The organism is Streptomyces sp. NPDC053493, from assembly GCF_044544825.1.
Taxonomy (GTDB): Bacteria; Actinomycetota; Actinomycetes; order Streptomycetales; family Streptomycetaceae; genus Streptomyces.
Map to the genome: position 1 here is coordinate 21,092 of NZ_JBITXS010000007.1, position 15,365 is coordinate 36,456.

Genomic DNA, 15,365 nt, shown 5'->3' on the forward strand with positions numbered 1-15,365 from the left:
GAAGAGATATGACGGACCGCAAGTCGGAACTCGCCGCGAACCTCGCCCGGGTGGAGGAGCGCATCGCGGCCGCGTGCGCCGCCGCCGGGCGCGAGCGCGAGGACGTGACCCTCGTCGTGGTCACCAAGACCTACCCCGCGAGCGATGTGCGCCTCCTGCACGAACTCGGCGTGCGCCACGTCGCCGAGAACCGCGACCAGGACGCCGCGCCCAAGGCCGCCGCATGCGCGGACCTCGACCTGACCTGGCACTTCGTGGGCCAGTTGCAGACCAACAAGGTCCGATCGGTGGTGGGTTATGCCGATGTGGTGCAGTCCGTCGACCGTTTGAAGCTCGTTTCCGCCCTGTCCGCGGCCGCCGAGAAGGCGGAGCGCGAACTGGGCTGTCTGATCCAGGTCGCGCTCGACGCCGAGTCCGGCGCGCGGGGCGACCGGGGCGGCGTGGCGCCCGACGGCGTCGAGGAGTTGGCGGCGGCGGTGGACGCCGCGCCCGGACTGCGGCTCGACGGACTGATGACCGTGGCGCCGCTCGCCGGTCCCTACGCGGGCCGGCAACAGGCCGCCTTCGAGCGGCTCATGGATTTGTCGACTGACCTGCGCGCGACCCGTCCGGCTGCGAACATGGTGTCAGCAGGGATGAGTGCGGACCTCGAGGAGGCCGTGGCGGCCGGAGCGACACACGTGCGCATCGGTACGGCGGTACTCGGAGTCCGCCCGAAGCTCGGGTAACGTCGCGAAGCAAGTCGGACCACAGCAGAAAATATGGTCATTCCGTCGAGAGGCGGACGGACCCGTGGATCGCGGGCACTTGGTGACACTGCGAAATCGGTAAGGGCGATCCACCACAGAGCGGAGGATGCAGAGAATGGCCGGCGCGATGCGCAAGATGGCGGTCTACCTCGGCCTCGTGGAGGACGATGGCTACGACGGCCGGGGATTCGATCCCGACGACGACTTCGAACCCGAGCTGGAGCCGGAGCCCGAGCGCGACCGGCGCCATCAGCCCCCTCGGCAGATCGAGCGCGAGGAGCCGGTCCGGGTGGTCCAGCCGCCCGCGCCGCGCGAGCCCGTCGCTCAGTCTGTACCGGTACACGCGGAAAGCGGACGTCCTGCCCGAATTGCCCCCGTGGCATCCATCACACCCGAACGTCCGAGCCTGGAGAAGAACGCACCGGTGATCATGCCCAAGGTCGTGTCCGAGCGGGAGCCCTACCGCATCACCACGCTGCACCCCCGGACCTACAACGAGGCCCGTACCATCGGGGAACACTTCCGTGAGGGCACCCCCGTGATCATGAATCTCACGGAGATGGACGACACCGACGCGAAGCGACTTGTCGACTTTGCGGCCGGACTCGTCTTCGGGCTCCATGGCAGCATTGAGCGCGTGACGCAGAAGGTGTTCCTGTTGTCGCCTGCTAACGTCGATGTCACGGCGGAGGACAAGGCCCGCATCGCAGAGGGCGGATTCTTCAACCAGAGCTGAGAACACGAGACCGAGCACGGCCGGCCACGAAAGCGGCCGGACGGGTGAGAGCACGAGAAACAGGGGAGAGGGAAGCGCGGGATGGGCGTCACACTGCAGGTGGTCTACATCGCGCTGATGTGCTTCCTGGTCCTCCTGATCTTCCGGCTGGTCATGGACTACGTCTTCCAGTTCGCCCGGTCATGGGCACCCGGTAAGGCGATGGTGGTCGTCCTCGAGGCCACCTACACTGTCACCGATCCACCGCTCAAGCTTCTGCGGCGGCTCATCCCGCCGCTGCGTCTCGGGGGCGTGGCACTCGACCTGTCCTTCTTCGTTCTGATGATCATCGTCTACATCCTGATCTCCGTCGTGAGCAGCTTCGCGAGGTGATGGCGGAGGTGGATGTGGACGATACGGTCTTGCCGACTGCCGACGACTACGTAGAGGTGAAGAAGAGATGCCGCTGACCCCCGAGGACGTGCGGAACAAGCAGTTCACGACCGTCCGCCTTCGAGAAGGCTATGACGAGGACGAGGTCGATGCCTTCCTCGACGAGGTCGAAGCCGAACTGACCCGACTGCTCCGCGAGAACGAGGACCTGCGCGCCAAGCTGGCCGCGGCCACCCGTGCCGCCGCGCAGAACCAGCAGCAGGGCATGCGCAAGCCCCCGGAGCAGCAGGATCGTCCCGTCGGTCCCGGCGCTCCCGTGCCCGCCGCCATATCCGGACCGCCGGCTCAGCAGCAGCCCCCGCAGATGGGCCCGCCGCAGCTGCCGTCCGGTGCCCCCGCGCTTCCCGCCGGCCCCATGCAGGGCGGCCCCATGGGCCCCGGCCCGATGCAGGGCGGTCCGATGGGTCCCGGCCCGATGCAGGGCGGCCCCATGGGTCACCCGCAGCAGCAGCAGATGCAGCCGATGCAGCCGGCCCAGGGCCCGGGTGGCGACAGCGCCGCGCGCGTCCTCTCGCTGGCGCAGCAGACCGCCGACCAGGCGATCGCGGAGGCCCGCTCCGAGGCCAACAAGATCGTCGGCGAGGCGCGCTCGCGCGCCGAGGGCCTGGAGCGGGACGCCCGCGCCAAGGCCGACGCGCTGGAGCGGGACGCGCAGGAGAAGCACCGCGTCGCGATGGGCTCCCTGGAGTCCGCCCGCGCCACCCTCGAGCGCAAGGTCGAGGACCTGCGGGGCTTCGAGCGTGAGTACCGCACCCGTCTGAAGTCCTACCTGGAGTCGCAGCTGCGTCAGCTGGAGACCCAGGCGGACGACTCGCTGGCCCCGCCGCGGACCCCGGCGACGGCCTCGCTGCCGCCGTCCCCGTCGATGGCCTCGGCCGGCGCCGGTGCGCCGTCCTACGGCGGCAACGGCACGATGGGCGGCGCCCCGTCGTACGGCGGCCAGCAGCAGATGTCCCCGGCGATGACCCAGCCGATGGCTCCGGTCCGCCCGCAGGCTCCCCAGCCGATGCAGCAGGCGCCGGCGCCGATGCGGGGCTTCCTGATCGACGAGGACGACAACTGACGGCGCCCGGCGTTCGCGCGCTGAGCGCGTAGCCGTCGGCGGCAGTCGTAGGGCCGGGCCCTGGGGTGATTCCCAGGGCCCGGCCCTTTTGCCGTGCCTGCGCCTTCGCCCGCGGCTGCGGCGCGCCCGCGCCTGGTGTGTGGCCCGCGCCTGGTGTGTGGCCCGGTACCTGCCGTGCGCCCGCGCGTGGAGTCGTCCGTGGAGGTACGACGAAGGGCCCGGCGCCCCTCTCGGGGTGCCGGGCCCTTCGCCGTACCGCTTACGCCTTGCGGAGGCGGAACGTCAGGGACAGGCCCTCGTCCTCGAAGGGGCTGCCGTAGGTGTCGTCGGCGGCGCCCTCGGCGTAGTCCGTGGCGAGGACCTCGTCCGCGATGAGGCCCGCGTGGGCCGTGAGGGCCTCGGCGGTCTCGGCCGACGCGGAGGTCCAGCGCAGGGCGATGCGGTCCGCGACGTCCAGGCCGCTGTTCTTGCGGGCCTCCTGGATCAGACGGATCGCGTCACGGGCCAGGCCCGCCTTGCGCAGCTCCGGGGTGATCTCCAGGTCCAGGGCGACCGTCGCGCCCGAGTCGGAGGCGACCGACCAGCCCTCGCGCGGGGTCTCGGTGATGATGACCTCCTCCGGGGTGAGGGTGATCGTCTCGCCGTTCACCTCCAGCGTCGCCTCGCCGCCGCGCAGCGCCAGGGACAGCGCCGCCGCGTCGGCGGCGGCCACCGCCTTCGCCACGTCCTGCACGCCCTTGCCGAAGCGCTTGCCGAGGGCCCGGAAGTTCGCCTTGGCGGTGGTGTCCACCAGCGAGCCGCCGACCTCCGACAGGGACGCCAGGCTCGAGACGTTCAGCTCCTCCGTGATCTGCGCCTGGAGCTCCTCGGACAGGTCCGCGAAGCCCGCCGCCGCCACCAGCGCGCGGGAGAGCGGCTGGCGGGTCTTCACGCCCGACTCGGCGCGCGTGGCACGGCCGAGCTCGACCAGGCGGCGCACCAGCAGCATCTGCTCGGACAGCGTCGGGACGATCAGGGCCGGGTCCGGCTCGGGCCAGGTCGACAGGTGCACCGACTCCGGGGCCTCCGGCGTCACCGGCACCACCAAGTCCTGCCAGACCCGCTCCGTGATGAACGGCGTCAGCGGGGCCATGAGGCGGGTGACCGTCTCGACGACGTCGTGGAGGGTGCGCAGCGCCGCCTTGTCGCCCTGCCAGAAGCGGCGGCGGGAGCGGCGCACGTACCAGTTGGAGAGGTCGTCGACGAAGGCGGAGATCAGCTTGCCGGTGCGCTGGGTGTCGTACGACTCCATCGCCTCGGTCGTCTCGGCCACCAGCGTGTTCAGCTCGGACAGCAGCCAGCGGTCGAGGACCGGCCGCTCGGCCGGCGCCGGGTCGGCGGCGGACGGCGCCCAGCCGGACGTACGGGCGTACAGCGCCTGGAAGGCGACCGTGTTCCAGTACGTCAGGAGGGTCTTGCGGACGACCTCCTGGATCGTGCCGTGACCCACCCGGCGCGCCGCCCACGGCGAGCCGCCGGCCGCCATGAACCAGCGGACCGCGTCGGCGCCGTGCTGGTCCATGAGCGGGATCGGCTGCAGGATGTTGCCCAGGTGCTTGGACATCTTGCGGCCGTCCTCGGCGAGGATGTGGCCCAGGCAGACCACGTTCTCGTACGAGGACTTGTCGAAGACCAGCGTGCCGACCGCCATCAGCGTGTAGAACCAGCCACGGGTCTGGTCGATGGCCTCGCTGATGAACTGCGCCGGGTAGCGTCCCTCGAACAGCTCCTTGTTCTGGTACGGGTAGCCGTACTGCGCGAACGGCATCGAGCCCGAGTCGTACCAGGCGTCGATGACCTCGGGCACGCGCACGGCCTCGTGCGAGCAGCCCTCCGCCGGGCAGGTGAAGGTGACGTCGTCGATGTACGGGCGGTGCGGGTCGAGGCCCGACTGGTCCGCGCCGGTCAGCTCCGACAGCTCCGCGCGCGAGCCCACGCACGTCAGGTGGTCGTCCTCGCAGCGCCAGATCGGCAGCGGCGTGCCCCAGTAGCGGTTGCGGGACAGCGCCCAGTCGATGTTGTTGTTCAGCCAGTCGCCGAAGCGGCCGTGCTTGACCGAGTCCGGGAACCAGTTGGTCTGCTCGTTCTCCTGGAGGAGCCGGTCCTTCACCGCGGTGGTCCGGATGTACCAGGACGGCTGCGCGTAGTAGAGCAGCGCCGTGTGGCAGCGCCAGCAGTGCGGGTAGCTGTGCTCGTACGCGATGTGCTTGAAGAGCAGGCCGCGCGCGTCCAGGTCGGCGGTGAGCGCCTCGTCGGCCTTCTTGAAGAAGACGCCGCCGACCAGCGGCACGTCCTCCTCGAAGGTGCCGTCGGGACGGACCGGGTTCACGACCGGCAGGCCGTAGGCGCGGCAGACCTTGAGGTCGTCCTCACCGAAGGCGGGCGACTGGTGGACCAGGCCCGTACCGTCCTCGGTCGTCACGTACTCCGCGTTGACGACGTAGTGGGCCGGCTCCGGGAAGTCGACGAGCTCGAAGGGACGCTGGTAGGTCCAGCGCTCCATCTCCTTGCCGGTGAAGGACTCGCCGGTGGTCACCCAGCCCTCGCCGAGCGCCTTGTCGAGCAGCGGCTCGGCGACGACCAGCCGCTCGTCGCCGTCGGTGGCGACCACGTAGGTCACCTCCGGGTGGGCGGCGACGGCGGTGTTGGACACCAGGGTCCAGGGCGTGGTCGTCCAGACGACGAGCGCGGCCCGGCCGGCGAGCGGGCCGGAGGTCAGCGGGAAGCGGACGTACACGGACGGGTCGACGACCGTCTCGTAGCCCTGGGCGAGCTCGTGGTCCGACAGGCCGGTGCCGCAGCGCGGGCACCAGGGCGCGACGCGGTGGTCCTGGACGAGCAGGCCCTTGTCGAAGATCTGCTTGAGCGACCACCAGACCGACTCGATGTACGAGGGGTCCATGGTCCGGTAGGCGTCGTCGAGGTCGACCCAGTAGCCCATCCGGGTCGTCAGCTCGGCGAAGGCGTCGGTGTGGCGGGTCACGGACTCGCGGCACTTGGCGTTGAACTCGGCGATGCCGTACGCCTCGATGTCCTTCTTGCCGGAGAAGCCGAGCTCCTTCTCGACGGCGAGCTCGACGGGCAGGCCGTGGCAGTCCCAGCCGGCCTTGCGGGCGACGTGGTAGCCGCGCATGGTGCGGAAGCGGGGGAAGACGTCCTTGAAGACGCGGGCCTCGATGTGGTGGGCGCCGGGCATGCCGTTGGCGGTCGGCGGGCCCTCGTAGAAGACCCACTCCGGGCGTCCCTCGGACTGCTCCAGGGTCTTGGCGAAGACCTTGTTCTCGCGCCAGAAATCGAGCACGGCGTGCTCGAGCGCGGGCAGGTCTACCTGGGCGGGCACCTGGCGGTACTGCGAAGACATCGATCTTCCTCCGGCGGATGTTCCTCGTTTCCGTCCGGAGGGACGAGAGCACGGCTCCCGCGGTACCACCCTCCTTGGCCCCGGGCGCGAACGCCCTGAGCCCCCTCATTGGGGTCGCGACGCCGGGTCTAGTCGCCGCGGACGACCGCGGCTTTCTTCCGGCAGCTCCGGGGTGATGCTTCACATCGGGCTCGCCCCCGGGCTCTCACCGTCCCCGGGTCGCTCATGGCTGCTTACGACGCTACTCGTCCCCATCCAAGCCTTTCGCTCCGCCCAGTGTAAGGGCCCGGGACGGCGTCGGCCGACCGATTTACCGCTGACCCGAATGGCCACACGGGCCCGCGCGGCTTCGGCTGCGGCCAAGTGGGGGAGCGGCGGGGCGGATAACCGGCCAGGGAGCTGGGCACAACCGAGGCAGGCTCGCTCCGAAGGGCGCCGGGGCGGGCGGAATGGGCGGCGTGCCCCGTTGCCGCGGGCCTTGGGCCGATTTATCGTCCCAGCACGATTCGCGAGCAAGATCACAAAATGTGAAGGGGCCGCGACATGGTGGCGAAGAAGACCGCCGCGAAGAAGACGACGGCCACGAAGAAGGCGGACGCGACGAGGACGGACGCGACGAAGGCGGACGGGACGAAGGCGGACGGGAAGGTACCGGCCGCGAAGAAGGTGGCGGCCGCCCGGGTCCCGGCGAAGAAGGCGCCCGCCAAGAAGACGGCGGCCCCCGCGAAGAAGGCCGTCAAGGCCACGAAGCCGGCCAAGACGGCCACGTCGGCCCCGACGGCCGACACGGCGAAGAGCAAGAGCATCAAGAACGCGAAGAACGCGAAGAACGTGACCGAGAAGAAGACAGGAGCCAGGACGGTGGCAGCGAAGAAGACCGCGGGTGGCGTCACGACGGCCGAGACCGACACCGCGGTGCCCCAGGCCCGCAGCGGTGAGCTCGCCGTACGTCCCGGCGAGGACCCGTGGACGGCCGCCGAGGTCGCCGAGGCCCGCAGCGAGCTCCAGTCGGAGGTGCTGCGGCTGCGCAGCGAGCTGGCCCACTCGCAGGAGGAGCTGACCGGCCTCATGCGCGACTCCGGCGACGGCGCGGGCGACGACCAGGCCGACACCGGCACCAAGAACATCACGCGCGAGCACGAGCTGGCCCTGGCCGCGAACGCCCGCGAGATGCTGGAGCAGACCGAGCACGCCCTGGAGCGCCTCGACGCGGGCACCTACGGTCTGTGCGAGGTCTGCGGCAAGCCCATCGGCAAGGCCAGGATGCAGGCCTTCCCGCGGGCCACCCTGTGCGTGGAGGACAAGCAGAAGCAGGAGCGCCGCGGCTGACGGCGCCGGAGGTGTGTGCCGTACCCTCGTGCACATGGCAGAGGCGGAGAGCGTCATCGGTACGCCGGATTCAGCAGGGGCCGACGAGACGGCCGTTCCGGAGGAGCGGCCGCGGGGGAAGCGGAAGGTCGTCGCGCTGTTCGTGGTGGCCGTGCTCGCCTACCTTCTCGATCTCGGCAGCAAGATGCTCGTGGTCGAGAAGCTGGAGGGCCACGAGCCGATCAAGGTCGTCGGTGACCTGCTGCGCCTCGAGGCGATCCGCAACCCCGGCGCCGCCTTCGGCATGGGCGAGGCCTTCACGATCATCTTCACCTGCATCGCGGTCGCGGTGATCGTGGTGATCATCCGCCTCGCGCGCAAGCTCTACAGCCTGCCCTGGGCCATCGCGCTCGGCCTGCTGCTCGGCGGCGCGCTCGGCAACCTGACCGACCGGATCTTCCGCTCGCCCGGCGTCTTCGAGGGCGCGGTCGTCGACTTCATCGCGCCCGCGCACTTCGCCGTCTTCAACCTCGCCGACTCGGCGATCGTGTGCGGCGGCATCCTGATCGTCTTCCTGTCCTTCCGGGGCCTGGACCCCGACGGCACCGTCCACAAGGACTGACGCCAGGACCGAGCACTCCCGGCACAAGGCATACTCGACGGGTGAGCACGAGTCCCGAGATCCGCACGCTTCCCGTTCCCGACGGCCTGGAGGGCGAGCGCGTCGACGCCGCCATCGCCCGCATGTTCGGGTTCTCCCGTACGAAGGCGGCCGAGCTGGCCGCCGCAGGCAAGGTCCAGGTCGACGGCTCCGTCGTCGGCAAGTCCGAGCGGGTCAGCGGCGGCGCGTGGCTCGAGGTCGAGATGCCCGGCGCGCCCGCGCCGGTGCAGGTGGTCGCCGAGCCCGTCGAGGGCATGGAGATCGTCCACGACGACGACGACATCGTCGTGATCATGAAGCCGATCGGCGTGGCCGCCCACCCCAGCCCCGGCTGGACCGGCACCACCGTGATCGGCGGCCTCGCCGCCGCCGGCTACCGGATCTCGACCTCCGGCGCCGCCGAGCGCCAGGGCATCGTGCACCGCCTCGACGTCGGCACCTCCGGTCTGATGGTGGTGGCGAAGTCGGAGTACGCGTACACGTCGCTGAAGCGCCAGTTCAAGGAGCGCACGGTCGACAAGCGCTACCACGCCCTGGTCCAGGGCCACCCGGACCCGCTGAGCGGCACCATCGACGCGCCGATCGGCCGGCACCCGAACCACGACTACAAGTGGGCCGTGACCGCCGAGGGCAAGCCGTCCGTGACGCACTACGACCTGATCGAGGCGTACCGCTCGGCCTCGCTGCTCGACATCAAGCTGGAGACGGGCCGCACCCACCAGATCCGGGTGCACATGTCGGCCCACCGCCACCCGTGCGTCGGCGACCTCACCTACGGCGCCGACCCGACGCTCGCCAAGCGCCTCGGCCTGACCCGGCAGTGGCTGCACGCGGTGCGGCTCGGCTTCGAGCACCCCGGCGACGGGCAGTGGGTCGAGTTCGCCAGCACCTACCCGGCGGACCTGCAGACCGCGCTCGACCGCATCGCGGCGGAGAGCCGATGAGCACCGTGGAGGGCGTGGAGGCCGCGGATGCCGCGGAATCCGTGAGCTCCGCCGCCTACACCGTCCGTGAGGCCGTACGGCCGGACGACCGGGACGCCTGCTTCGCCGTGCGCCGCGAGGTCTTCGTCGTGGAGCAGGGCGTGCCGCAGGAGATCGAGTACGACGCGTACGACCAGACGGCCGTGCACGTCCTCGCGATCCGCGAGGACGGTGTGCCGCTGGGCACCGGCCGGCTGCTGCACGGAGCCGACGCGGTCGGCAAGACCGGCGGCGACACCTCGGTGGGCTCGCTCGGGCGGCTCGCGGTGACCGGCGCCGCCCGCGGCCTCGGCGTCGGTGCGGCGCTGGTGCGGGCCATCGAGGACGCGGCCCGCGCGCGCGGGCTCGCCGCCGTCGACCTGCACGCGCAGACCCACGCCCTCGGCTTCTACGAGCGGCTGGGATACGAGGCCTACGGCCCGGAGTTCCCGGACGCGGGCATCCCGCACCGCGCGATGCGCCGCGTGCTCTGACCCCGGCACCGTCCTGGCCCGCCCGGGCACCACTCGTAGCCGAGGGCAATCGCGGTCAAAGCGGACGTACATGACAGGGTAGGGCCGTGGATCAATTGGCCCTGCTGTTCCTGTTGCTGCTCGGCGCCGTGCTCACCGTGCCTCTCGGGGAGCGGCTCGGGCTGCCGGCACCCGTCCTGATGACGCTCGTCGGGATCGTGCTGGCCTTCCTGCCCTTCGTACCGAACGTCGACATCCCGCCCGAGTACATCCTCCCGCTGGTGCTGCCGCCGCTGCTCTACGCCTCCGTGCAGCGCACCTCCTGGCGCCAGTTCGCGGCCAACCGGCGGCCCATCTTCCTGCTCGCGGTGGCCCTGGTCTTCGTCACCACGGCCGCCGTCGGCGCGGTCGCGGACACGCTGGTGCCCGGGATCCCGCTGGCCGCCGCGCTCGCGCTCGGCGCGCTGGTGGCGCCGCCCGACCCGGTCGCGGCGACGGCCGTGGCCGGCTCGCTGGGGCTGCCCCGGCGGCTGGTGTCGATCCTGGAGGGCGAGGGGCTCTTCAACGACGTCACCGCGATCGTGCTCTACCACGTGGCGATCAGCGCGGTGGTCAGCGGCGAGTTCTCCTGGCCGCGGGCGCTCGGGGAGCTGGTCCTGTCGGCCGTCGTCGCCGTCGCGGTGGGACTCGCGCTCGGCTGGGTCACCAACAAGCTGATGGGCTTCCTCGGCGACGCCACCCTCCAGACCGGGCTCACCCTCCTCGTCCCGTTCGTCTCCTACGTCGTCGCCGAGGAGCTGCACGGCTCCGGCGTGCTCGCCGTCCTGGTCACCGCGCTCTTCCTCGCCGAGCACGCGACCGACGCCGACGACGTGATGGGACGGCTCGCCGGGCAGACCTTCTGGGAGGTCGTCGACACCCTCGTCACCGGCATCGCCTTCGGCCTCATCGGCCTGGAGCTCGTCCATGTCCTCGGCGTCGCCGAGGGCCGCTTCGGGCAGATGCTCGGCTGGGGCGCGGCCGTGGTCGGCGTGGTGGTCGGGGTCCGGCTGCTGTGGCTGCTGCCGGCCACCTGGCTGGCGAAACGGCTGCACGACCGGCGCGACTACGCCGAGGAGATCCCGGTGAGCTGGCGGGAGACCGTCGTCATGTGGTGGTCCGGGATGCGCGGGGTGGCCTCGGTGGCGCTCGCGCTCGCCATCCCGCTCCGCAGGGACGACGGCTCGCCCTTCCCCGGCCGCGACGAGCTGATCTTCGTCGCCTTCTGCGTCATCCTCTCGACGCTCGTGGTGCAGGGCCTCACCCTGCCCTGGCTGGTGCGCCGGCTGGGCGTGGAGGCCGACACGGACGCCGAGCGGGCCTTCGAGCGGGAGCTGGCGCTGCGGGCGGCGAAGGCGGCCAAGCACCGCCTGAAGGAGATCGAGGAGCGGGAGGAGCTGCCGGAGGAGGTCGCCGAGCGGCTGCTGCGCGGCGCCTTCGACATCGGGGCGCGGATCAGCCCGGACATGGTGGACGAGGAACGGCGGGCGGCGTTCGTGCAGCGCGTGGACCGGGTGAAGAAGGTCCAGCGGATCCAGCGGGAGATGATGTCAGCCGCCCGGCACGCGGTGCTCTCGGCCCGCAGCGAGCCCGGCGCCGACCCGGAGGTGGTGGACCGCGTGCTGCGCCAGCTGGACGTCCGCAGCATGCGCTGACCGGCCCGCCCCGGACACCCGCCCGCCGCCGGGCCGCACGGATCCTCACCGGGGCCGAGGGCCGCACGGTTCCTGCTGGCCGGGGCCACGGGCCGCCGGTGGCAGGATGGGCGCATGGACATCATGCTCTTCCACTCGGCCTACGGGCTGACTCCTTCCGTCGAGGCGGCCGCCCGGCGGCTTCGTGACGCCGGGCACCAGGTCTGGACGCCGGACCTGTTCGACGGGCGGACGGCCGGGAGCGTCGAGGAGGGCGTGGCGCTGCGCGACGAGATCGGCAAGGACGCGCTGCTCAAGCGGGCGGTCCTGGCCGCCGCGCCCTATTCGGAGCGCGGTCTGGTCTACATGGGCCTCTCGCTCGGGGCCTCGGTGGCGCAGACGCTGGCGCTCGGCGACGAGAGGGCGCGGGGGCTGCTGCTGTTCCACGGCACCTCGGACATCGCCGAGTCGGCCTCGGTGGACGACCTGCCGGTCCAGCTGCACGTGGCCGAGCCCGACCCGTTCGAGACGGACGACTGGCTGTCGGCCTGGTACCTCCAGATGCGCAGGGCGGGCGCGGACGTGGAGATCTACCGCTATCGCGGTGCCGGGCACCTCTACACCGACCCGGAGCTGTCGGACTTCGACGCGGAGGCCGCCGAGCGGACCTGGGCGGTGGCCCTGTCCTTCCTCGACAGCCTCTAGAACGGCCTTCAGGACCTGTGCCAAGGGGTGTGGCCCCCGGGGGCCACACCGCTGTGTCCGGACGGAGCGTCAGGCGCGGTACGCGGTCCAGGAGTCGTTCATGCGGGTCACCTGGCCCGAGGTGAACTGGTACATGCAGGAGTCGTACGTGTAGTCCATGAAGTTGTGGATCGGGTCCACGCCCGGCTTGGAGGTGCAGGTGTCACGGCCGGTCGGGCACTCGAAGGCCGCGCTCTTCTCGGCCGGGGTGTCGCTGACGTAGTCGCCGTTGCCGGTGCAGCCGCCCTGGAAGGTGTGGTAGAGGCCCATCCAGTGGCCGACCTCGTGGGTGGCGGTGTCGCCCTCGTTGTAGTTGGCGGCCGAGCCGCCCGGCAGCGAGGCGTCGAGGATGACGACGCCGTCCATGTTCGGGCTGGACTTGTAGGAGGACGGGAAGGTCGCCCAGCCGAGCAGGCCGCCGCCGAGGTTGGCGGTGTAGATGTTCAGCGCGTTGGCGCCGCCCTTGCGCAGGGTGGTCTTCATGTCCTTCTCGGCCTGCGAGCCGGAGGAGAGGTTGTACCAGGAGGCGTTGTCCGTGTAGTCGGTCGCCGCCAGCGAGAACTGGAAGCCCGAGTTCACGTTGCCGGTGCCCTGGCCGGCGTACGCGGCGTTGAGGACGGCGATCTGGTTGCTGACGGCCGTGGCGCTGAGCTTGCCCGTCGTACCGCTGTGGATGACGTGGAAGTAGACCGGGATCGTGACCGCGGTGGCGCCGGCGGCGGCGGAGGGCGCGGCGGCGCGGCCGGACAGGCGGGCCTCGTTGACTCTCTTCTTCAGGTCCGCGTCCATGGCCTGGGCCTGGGCGGCGGTGACCTCGTTGGGCTCGGCCTTGGTGGCGCCGCCCTTGGCCTTGCGGGCGGAGGAGAGGGCGCCGGCGTCGTCCGCGCACTTCTCGGCCGAGGCCAGGGTGGTGGAGGACGGGGTGGCAGCCGGGGCGGAGAGCGGAGCCAGGGCCAGGGTTCCGGCCATGACGGCGGTGCCGAGAATACGACGTGACATACGCGGGGATATACGGACAAGAGCACGCACGGGTGACTCCTTGCGGGGGGGTTGTGGAGAGGCACTTCCTCGCCACCGCGGGGAGATTACGCGTCCATGTCAGCCGTGGTTGAGGGTTGATCAAGCCCAATCATTCGTCGGGCAAATCAGGGCATCGGGAAGAAAAAATTGCGCTGGTTCCGGAGTTTGAGACGTGGGCGTAACAGAAGGCGCGCCAAAGGCGGGTGGTGTGTCCGGATTCGATGCCCCGAACACGCCACCCGCCGTAGCCATGTGATCTGCCGTTAACACGGCCGATCATGGCTGAAAATCGCCGTTATGAAGAACGACGGTCCTCGTCAGCGCACCGGCTGGTACACCCGCTCGACACGCTGCGTTCCGTTCAGCGTCCGGTACGAGCGCGCCCAGGACGCCGTCGCGTCCCGGTCCGCCCGGTCGGAGAGCGTGTAGTAGTCCATCTGCGAGCGCTCGGCGGTGACGTCGAGCACGCCGTAGCCGTGGTGGTCCATGTCCACCCACTTCACGTGCCGGTTGGCGGCCTTGACGGCACCGGCCGCCACCACCGAGAGCGTGCCCGGCGCCACGTGCAGCAGGTCGTCCAGGTTGTCCGAGGTCACCGAGGTCACCACGAACTCCGTCGCGGCCGAGGCCGACAGCGGATAGGTCGCGGCCTTCACCGGCACGTCGTTGGCCCAGGCCATGTGGATGTCGCCGGTGAGGAAGACGGTGTTGCGGATGCCCCGCTGCGTCAGGTGCGCGAGCAGCTCCTTGCGGTCGTCCGTGTAGCCGTCCCACTGGTCCACGTTGACCGCGAGGCCCTCCTTGGGCAGCCCGAGCAACTCGGCGAGCGGGCCCAGGAGATCGGCCGGGAGCGCGCCGAAGGCCACCGGAGAGATCATCACCGAGGTGCCGACCAGCTGCCAGGTCGCGTCCGAGGCCGCGAGCCCCGACTTCAGCCAGTCCAGCTGGGCGCGGCCGGTGATGCTGCGCTCCGGGTCGTCCACCTGGCCGCTGCCCACGCCCGCCTGCTGCGAGCGGAAGGAGCGCAGGTCCAGCAGATGCAGATCGGCCAGGCGGCCGAAGCGCAGCCGGCGGTAGACCGTGCCCTCCGTCGAGGCGCGCACCGGCATCCACTCGAAGTACGCCTGCTTGGCGGCCGCCACCCGGTCCGCCCAGACGCCCTCGGCGCCCGGCGTGTGGTTCTCGGCGCCGCCCGTCCAGGCGTCGTTGGCGAACTCGTGGTCGTCCCAGATGGCGACCACCGGATGGGCCGCGTGCAGCGCCTGGAGATCGGCGTCCGTCTTGTACGTGGCGTGCCGCAGCCGGTAGTCGGCGAGCGAGACGATCTCGTGCGTCGGCTGGTGCTGCCGGACGGTGTACTTGGCCTCCGGGTAGCCGCCGGTCGCGTACTCGTAGATGTAGTCGCCGAGGTGGAGGATCGCGTCCAGGTCCGTGCGGGCGGCCAGGTGGCGGTACGCGGAGAAGTAGCCGGCCTCCCAGTTGGCGCAGGACACCACGCCGAACCGGACGCCCGGTGCGGCCGCGTCGACGGCGGGCGCGGTGCGGGTGCGGCCGGTGGCGGAGACGGTGCCGCCGGCGGTGAAGCGGAAGAAGTAGGAGGTGGCGGGGCGCAGTCCGCGCACGTCCGCCTTGACGGTGTGGTCCGAGGCCGCGGTGGCGACGGCGGTCCCGCTCGCCACCGTACGGGCGAAGGAGCGGTCCTCGGCCAGCTCCCAGCCGACCGTGACGTCGGGGCCCTTGCCGGAGCCGGGCACGGCGTCGGGCGTGGGAGTGACGCGCGTCCAGAGCAGGACGCCGTCTGGCAGCGGATCGCCGGAGGCGACGCCGTGCAGGAACGCGGGCTCCCCGGAGTCCGCGAGCGCGGGCGAGGCGGCGGTCACCAGCGCCGGCGCGGCGACGGCGGTCACGGCGGCGGCCTTCACCACGGAACGGCGGCTGGGGACGGATATGAGGTTACGACTGGTCACGGCCCGTCAGATTACCGACTGGTACGACGAATCGGCAGGGGCCGCGCAGATGTTCGCCGAAGCTTCGTGCGGTGTTCGGCCCGGCCGCCCCGGGGGGGGGGGGGGGGGGGGGGGGGGGGGGGGGGGGGGGGGGGGGGCGGGCGGCGGGGGGGGCGGGGGGGGGGGGGGGCGGCGCGC

At 71.3% G+C, this 15,365-nt stretch carries 13 protein-coding genes; 10 read left to right on the forward strand and 3 right to left on the reverse strand.

What is annotated here, in order from left to right:
* Positions 1-8: 8 nt before the first annotated feature.
* The 4 genes from ACIGO8_RS20810 to ACIGO8_RS20825 all read left to right on the forward strand — a co-directional run bounded on the left by ACIGO8_RS20810 (position 9) and on the right by ACIGO8_RS20825 (position 2,980).
* Positions 9-728 (forward strand): YggS family pyridoxal phosphate-dependent enzyme, encoded by a 720-nt coding sequence (locus tag ACIGO8_RS20810; RefSeq protein ID WP_399732508.1) that lies wholly within the window; start codon positions 9-11, stop codon positions 726-728.
* Positions 729-864: 136 nt separating this feature from the next.
* Entirely contained in the window at positions 865-1,485 is a 621-nt protein-coding gene (locus ACIGO8_RS20815) for a cell division protein SepF (protein WP_265861641.1), read from the forward strand.
* 81 nt (positions 1,486-1,566) lie between these two features.
* Positions 1,567-1,857 carry a YggT family protein gene (locus ACIGO8_RS20820; protein WP_399732511.1) on the forward strand — a complete coding sequence of 97 codons (291 nt, stop codon included), beginning with the start codon at positions 1,567-1,569 and terminating at the stop codon, positions 1,855-1,857.
* A 67-nt stretch (positions 1,858-1,924) separates the two neighbouring features.
* Positions 1,925-2,980, forward strand: coding sequence for a DivIVA domain-containing protein (locus ACIGO8_RS20825; protein WP_399732514.1), 1,056 nt, complete (start codon positions 1,925-1,927; stop codon positions 2,978-2,980).
* A gap of 259 nt (positions 2,981-3,239) precedes the next feature.
* Here the strand turns inward: ACIGO8_RS20825 and ileS are convergent, their stop codons facing one another.
* Complete coding sequence (ileS, locus tag ACIGO8_RS20830; protein ID WP_399732517.1) at positions 3,240-6,380, reverse strand: isoleucine--tRNA ligase; 3,141 nt, start codon at positions 6,378-6,380, stop codon at positions 3,240-3,242.
* Between the two features lie 543 nt (positions 6,381-6,923).
* Between ileS and ACIGO8_RS20835 the strand changes: the two genes are divergently transcribed.
* From ACIGO8_RS20835 to ACIGO8_RS20860, 6 genes are all read left to right on the forward strand, one after another.
* Positions 6,924-7,709, forward strand: coding sequence for a TraR/DksA family transcriptional regulator (locus tag ACIGO8_RS20835; protein ID WP_399732518.1), 786 nt, complete (start codon positions 6,924-6,926; stop codon positions 7,707-7,709).
* Positions 7,710-7,743: 34 nt separating this feature from the next.
* Entirely contained in the window at positions 7,744-8,310 is a 567-nt protein-coding gene (gene lspA, locus ACIGO8_RS20840; protein ID WP_399732522.1) for a signal peptidase II, read from the forward strand.
* Between the two features lie 41 nt (positions 8,311-8,351).
* Positions 8,352-9,293, forward strand: coding sequence for an RluA family pseudouridine synthase (locus ACIGO8_RS20845; protein WP_399732524.1), 942 nt, complete (start codon positions 8,352-8,354; stop codon positions 9,291-9,293).
* Positions 9,290-9,805, forward strand: coding sequence for a GNAT family N-acetyltransferase (locus tag ACIGO8_RS20850; protein WP_399732527.1), 516 nt, complete (start codon positions 9,290-9,292; stop codon positions 9,803-9,805). The genes ACIGO8_RS20845 and ACIGO8_RS20850 overlap by 4 nt, the downstream gene beginning before the upstream one ends.
* Positions 9,806-9,891: 86 nt before the next feature.
* Positions 9,892-11,478, forward strand: a complete 1,587-nt coding sequence (locus ACIGO8_RS20855; RefSeq protein ID WP_399732530.1) for a Na+/H+ antiporter — start codon at positions 9,892-9,894, stop codon at positions 11,476-11,478.
* Between the two features lie 114 nt (positions 11,479-11,592).
* The gene (locus ACIGO8_RS20860) at positions 11,593-12,162 is read left to right on the forward strand and encodes a dienelactone hydrolase family protein (protein ID WP_399732532.1); all 570 of its coding nucleotides are present in this window, start codon (positions 11,593-11,595) and stop codon (positions 12,160-12,162) included.
* A 69-nt stretch (positions 12,163-12,231) separates the two neighbouring features.
* Here ACIGO8_RS20860 and ACIGO8_RS20865 read toward each other — a convergent pair whose 3' ends face one another.
* Positions 12,232-13,200, reverse strand: coding sequence for a zinc metalloprotease (locus ACIGO8_RS20865; protein ID WP_399732535.1), 969 nt, complete (start codon positions 13,198-13,200; stop codon positions 12,232-12,234).
* 338 nt (positions 13,201-13,538) lie between these two features.
* Positions 13,539-15,188 carry an alkaline phosphatase D family protein gene (locus ACIGO8_RS20870; protein WP_399732538.1) on the reverse strand — a complete coding sequence of 550 codons (1,650 nt, stop codon included), beginning with the start codon at positions 15,186-15,188 and terminating at the stop codon, positions 13,539-13,541.
* Positions 15,189-15,365: the final 177 nt, after the last annotated feature.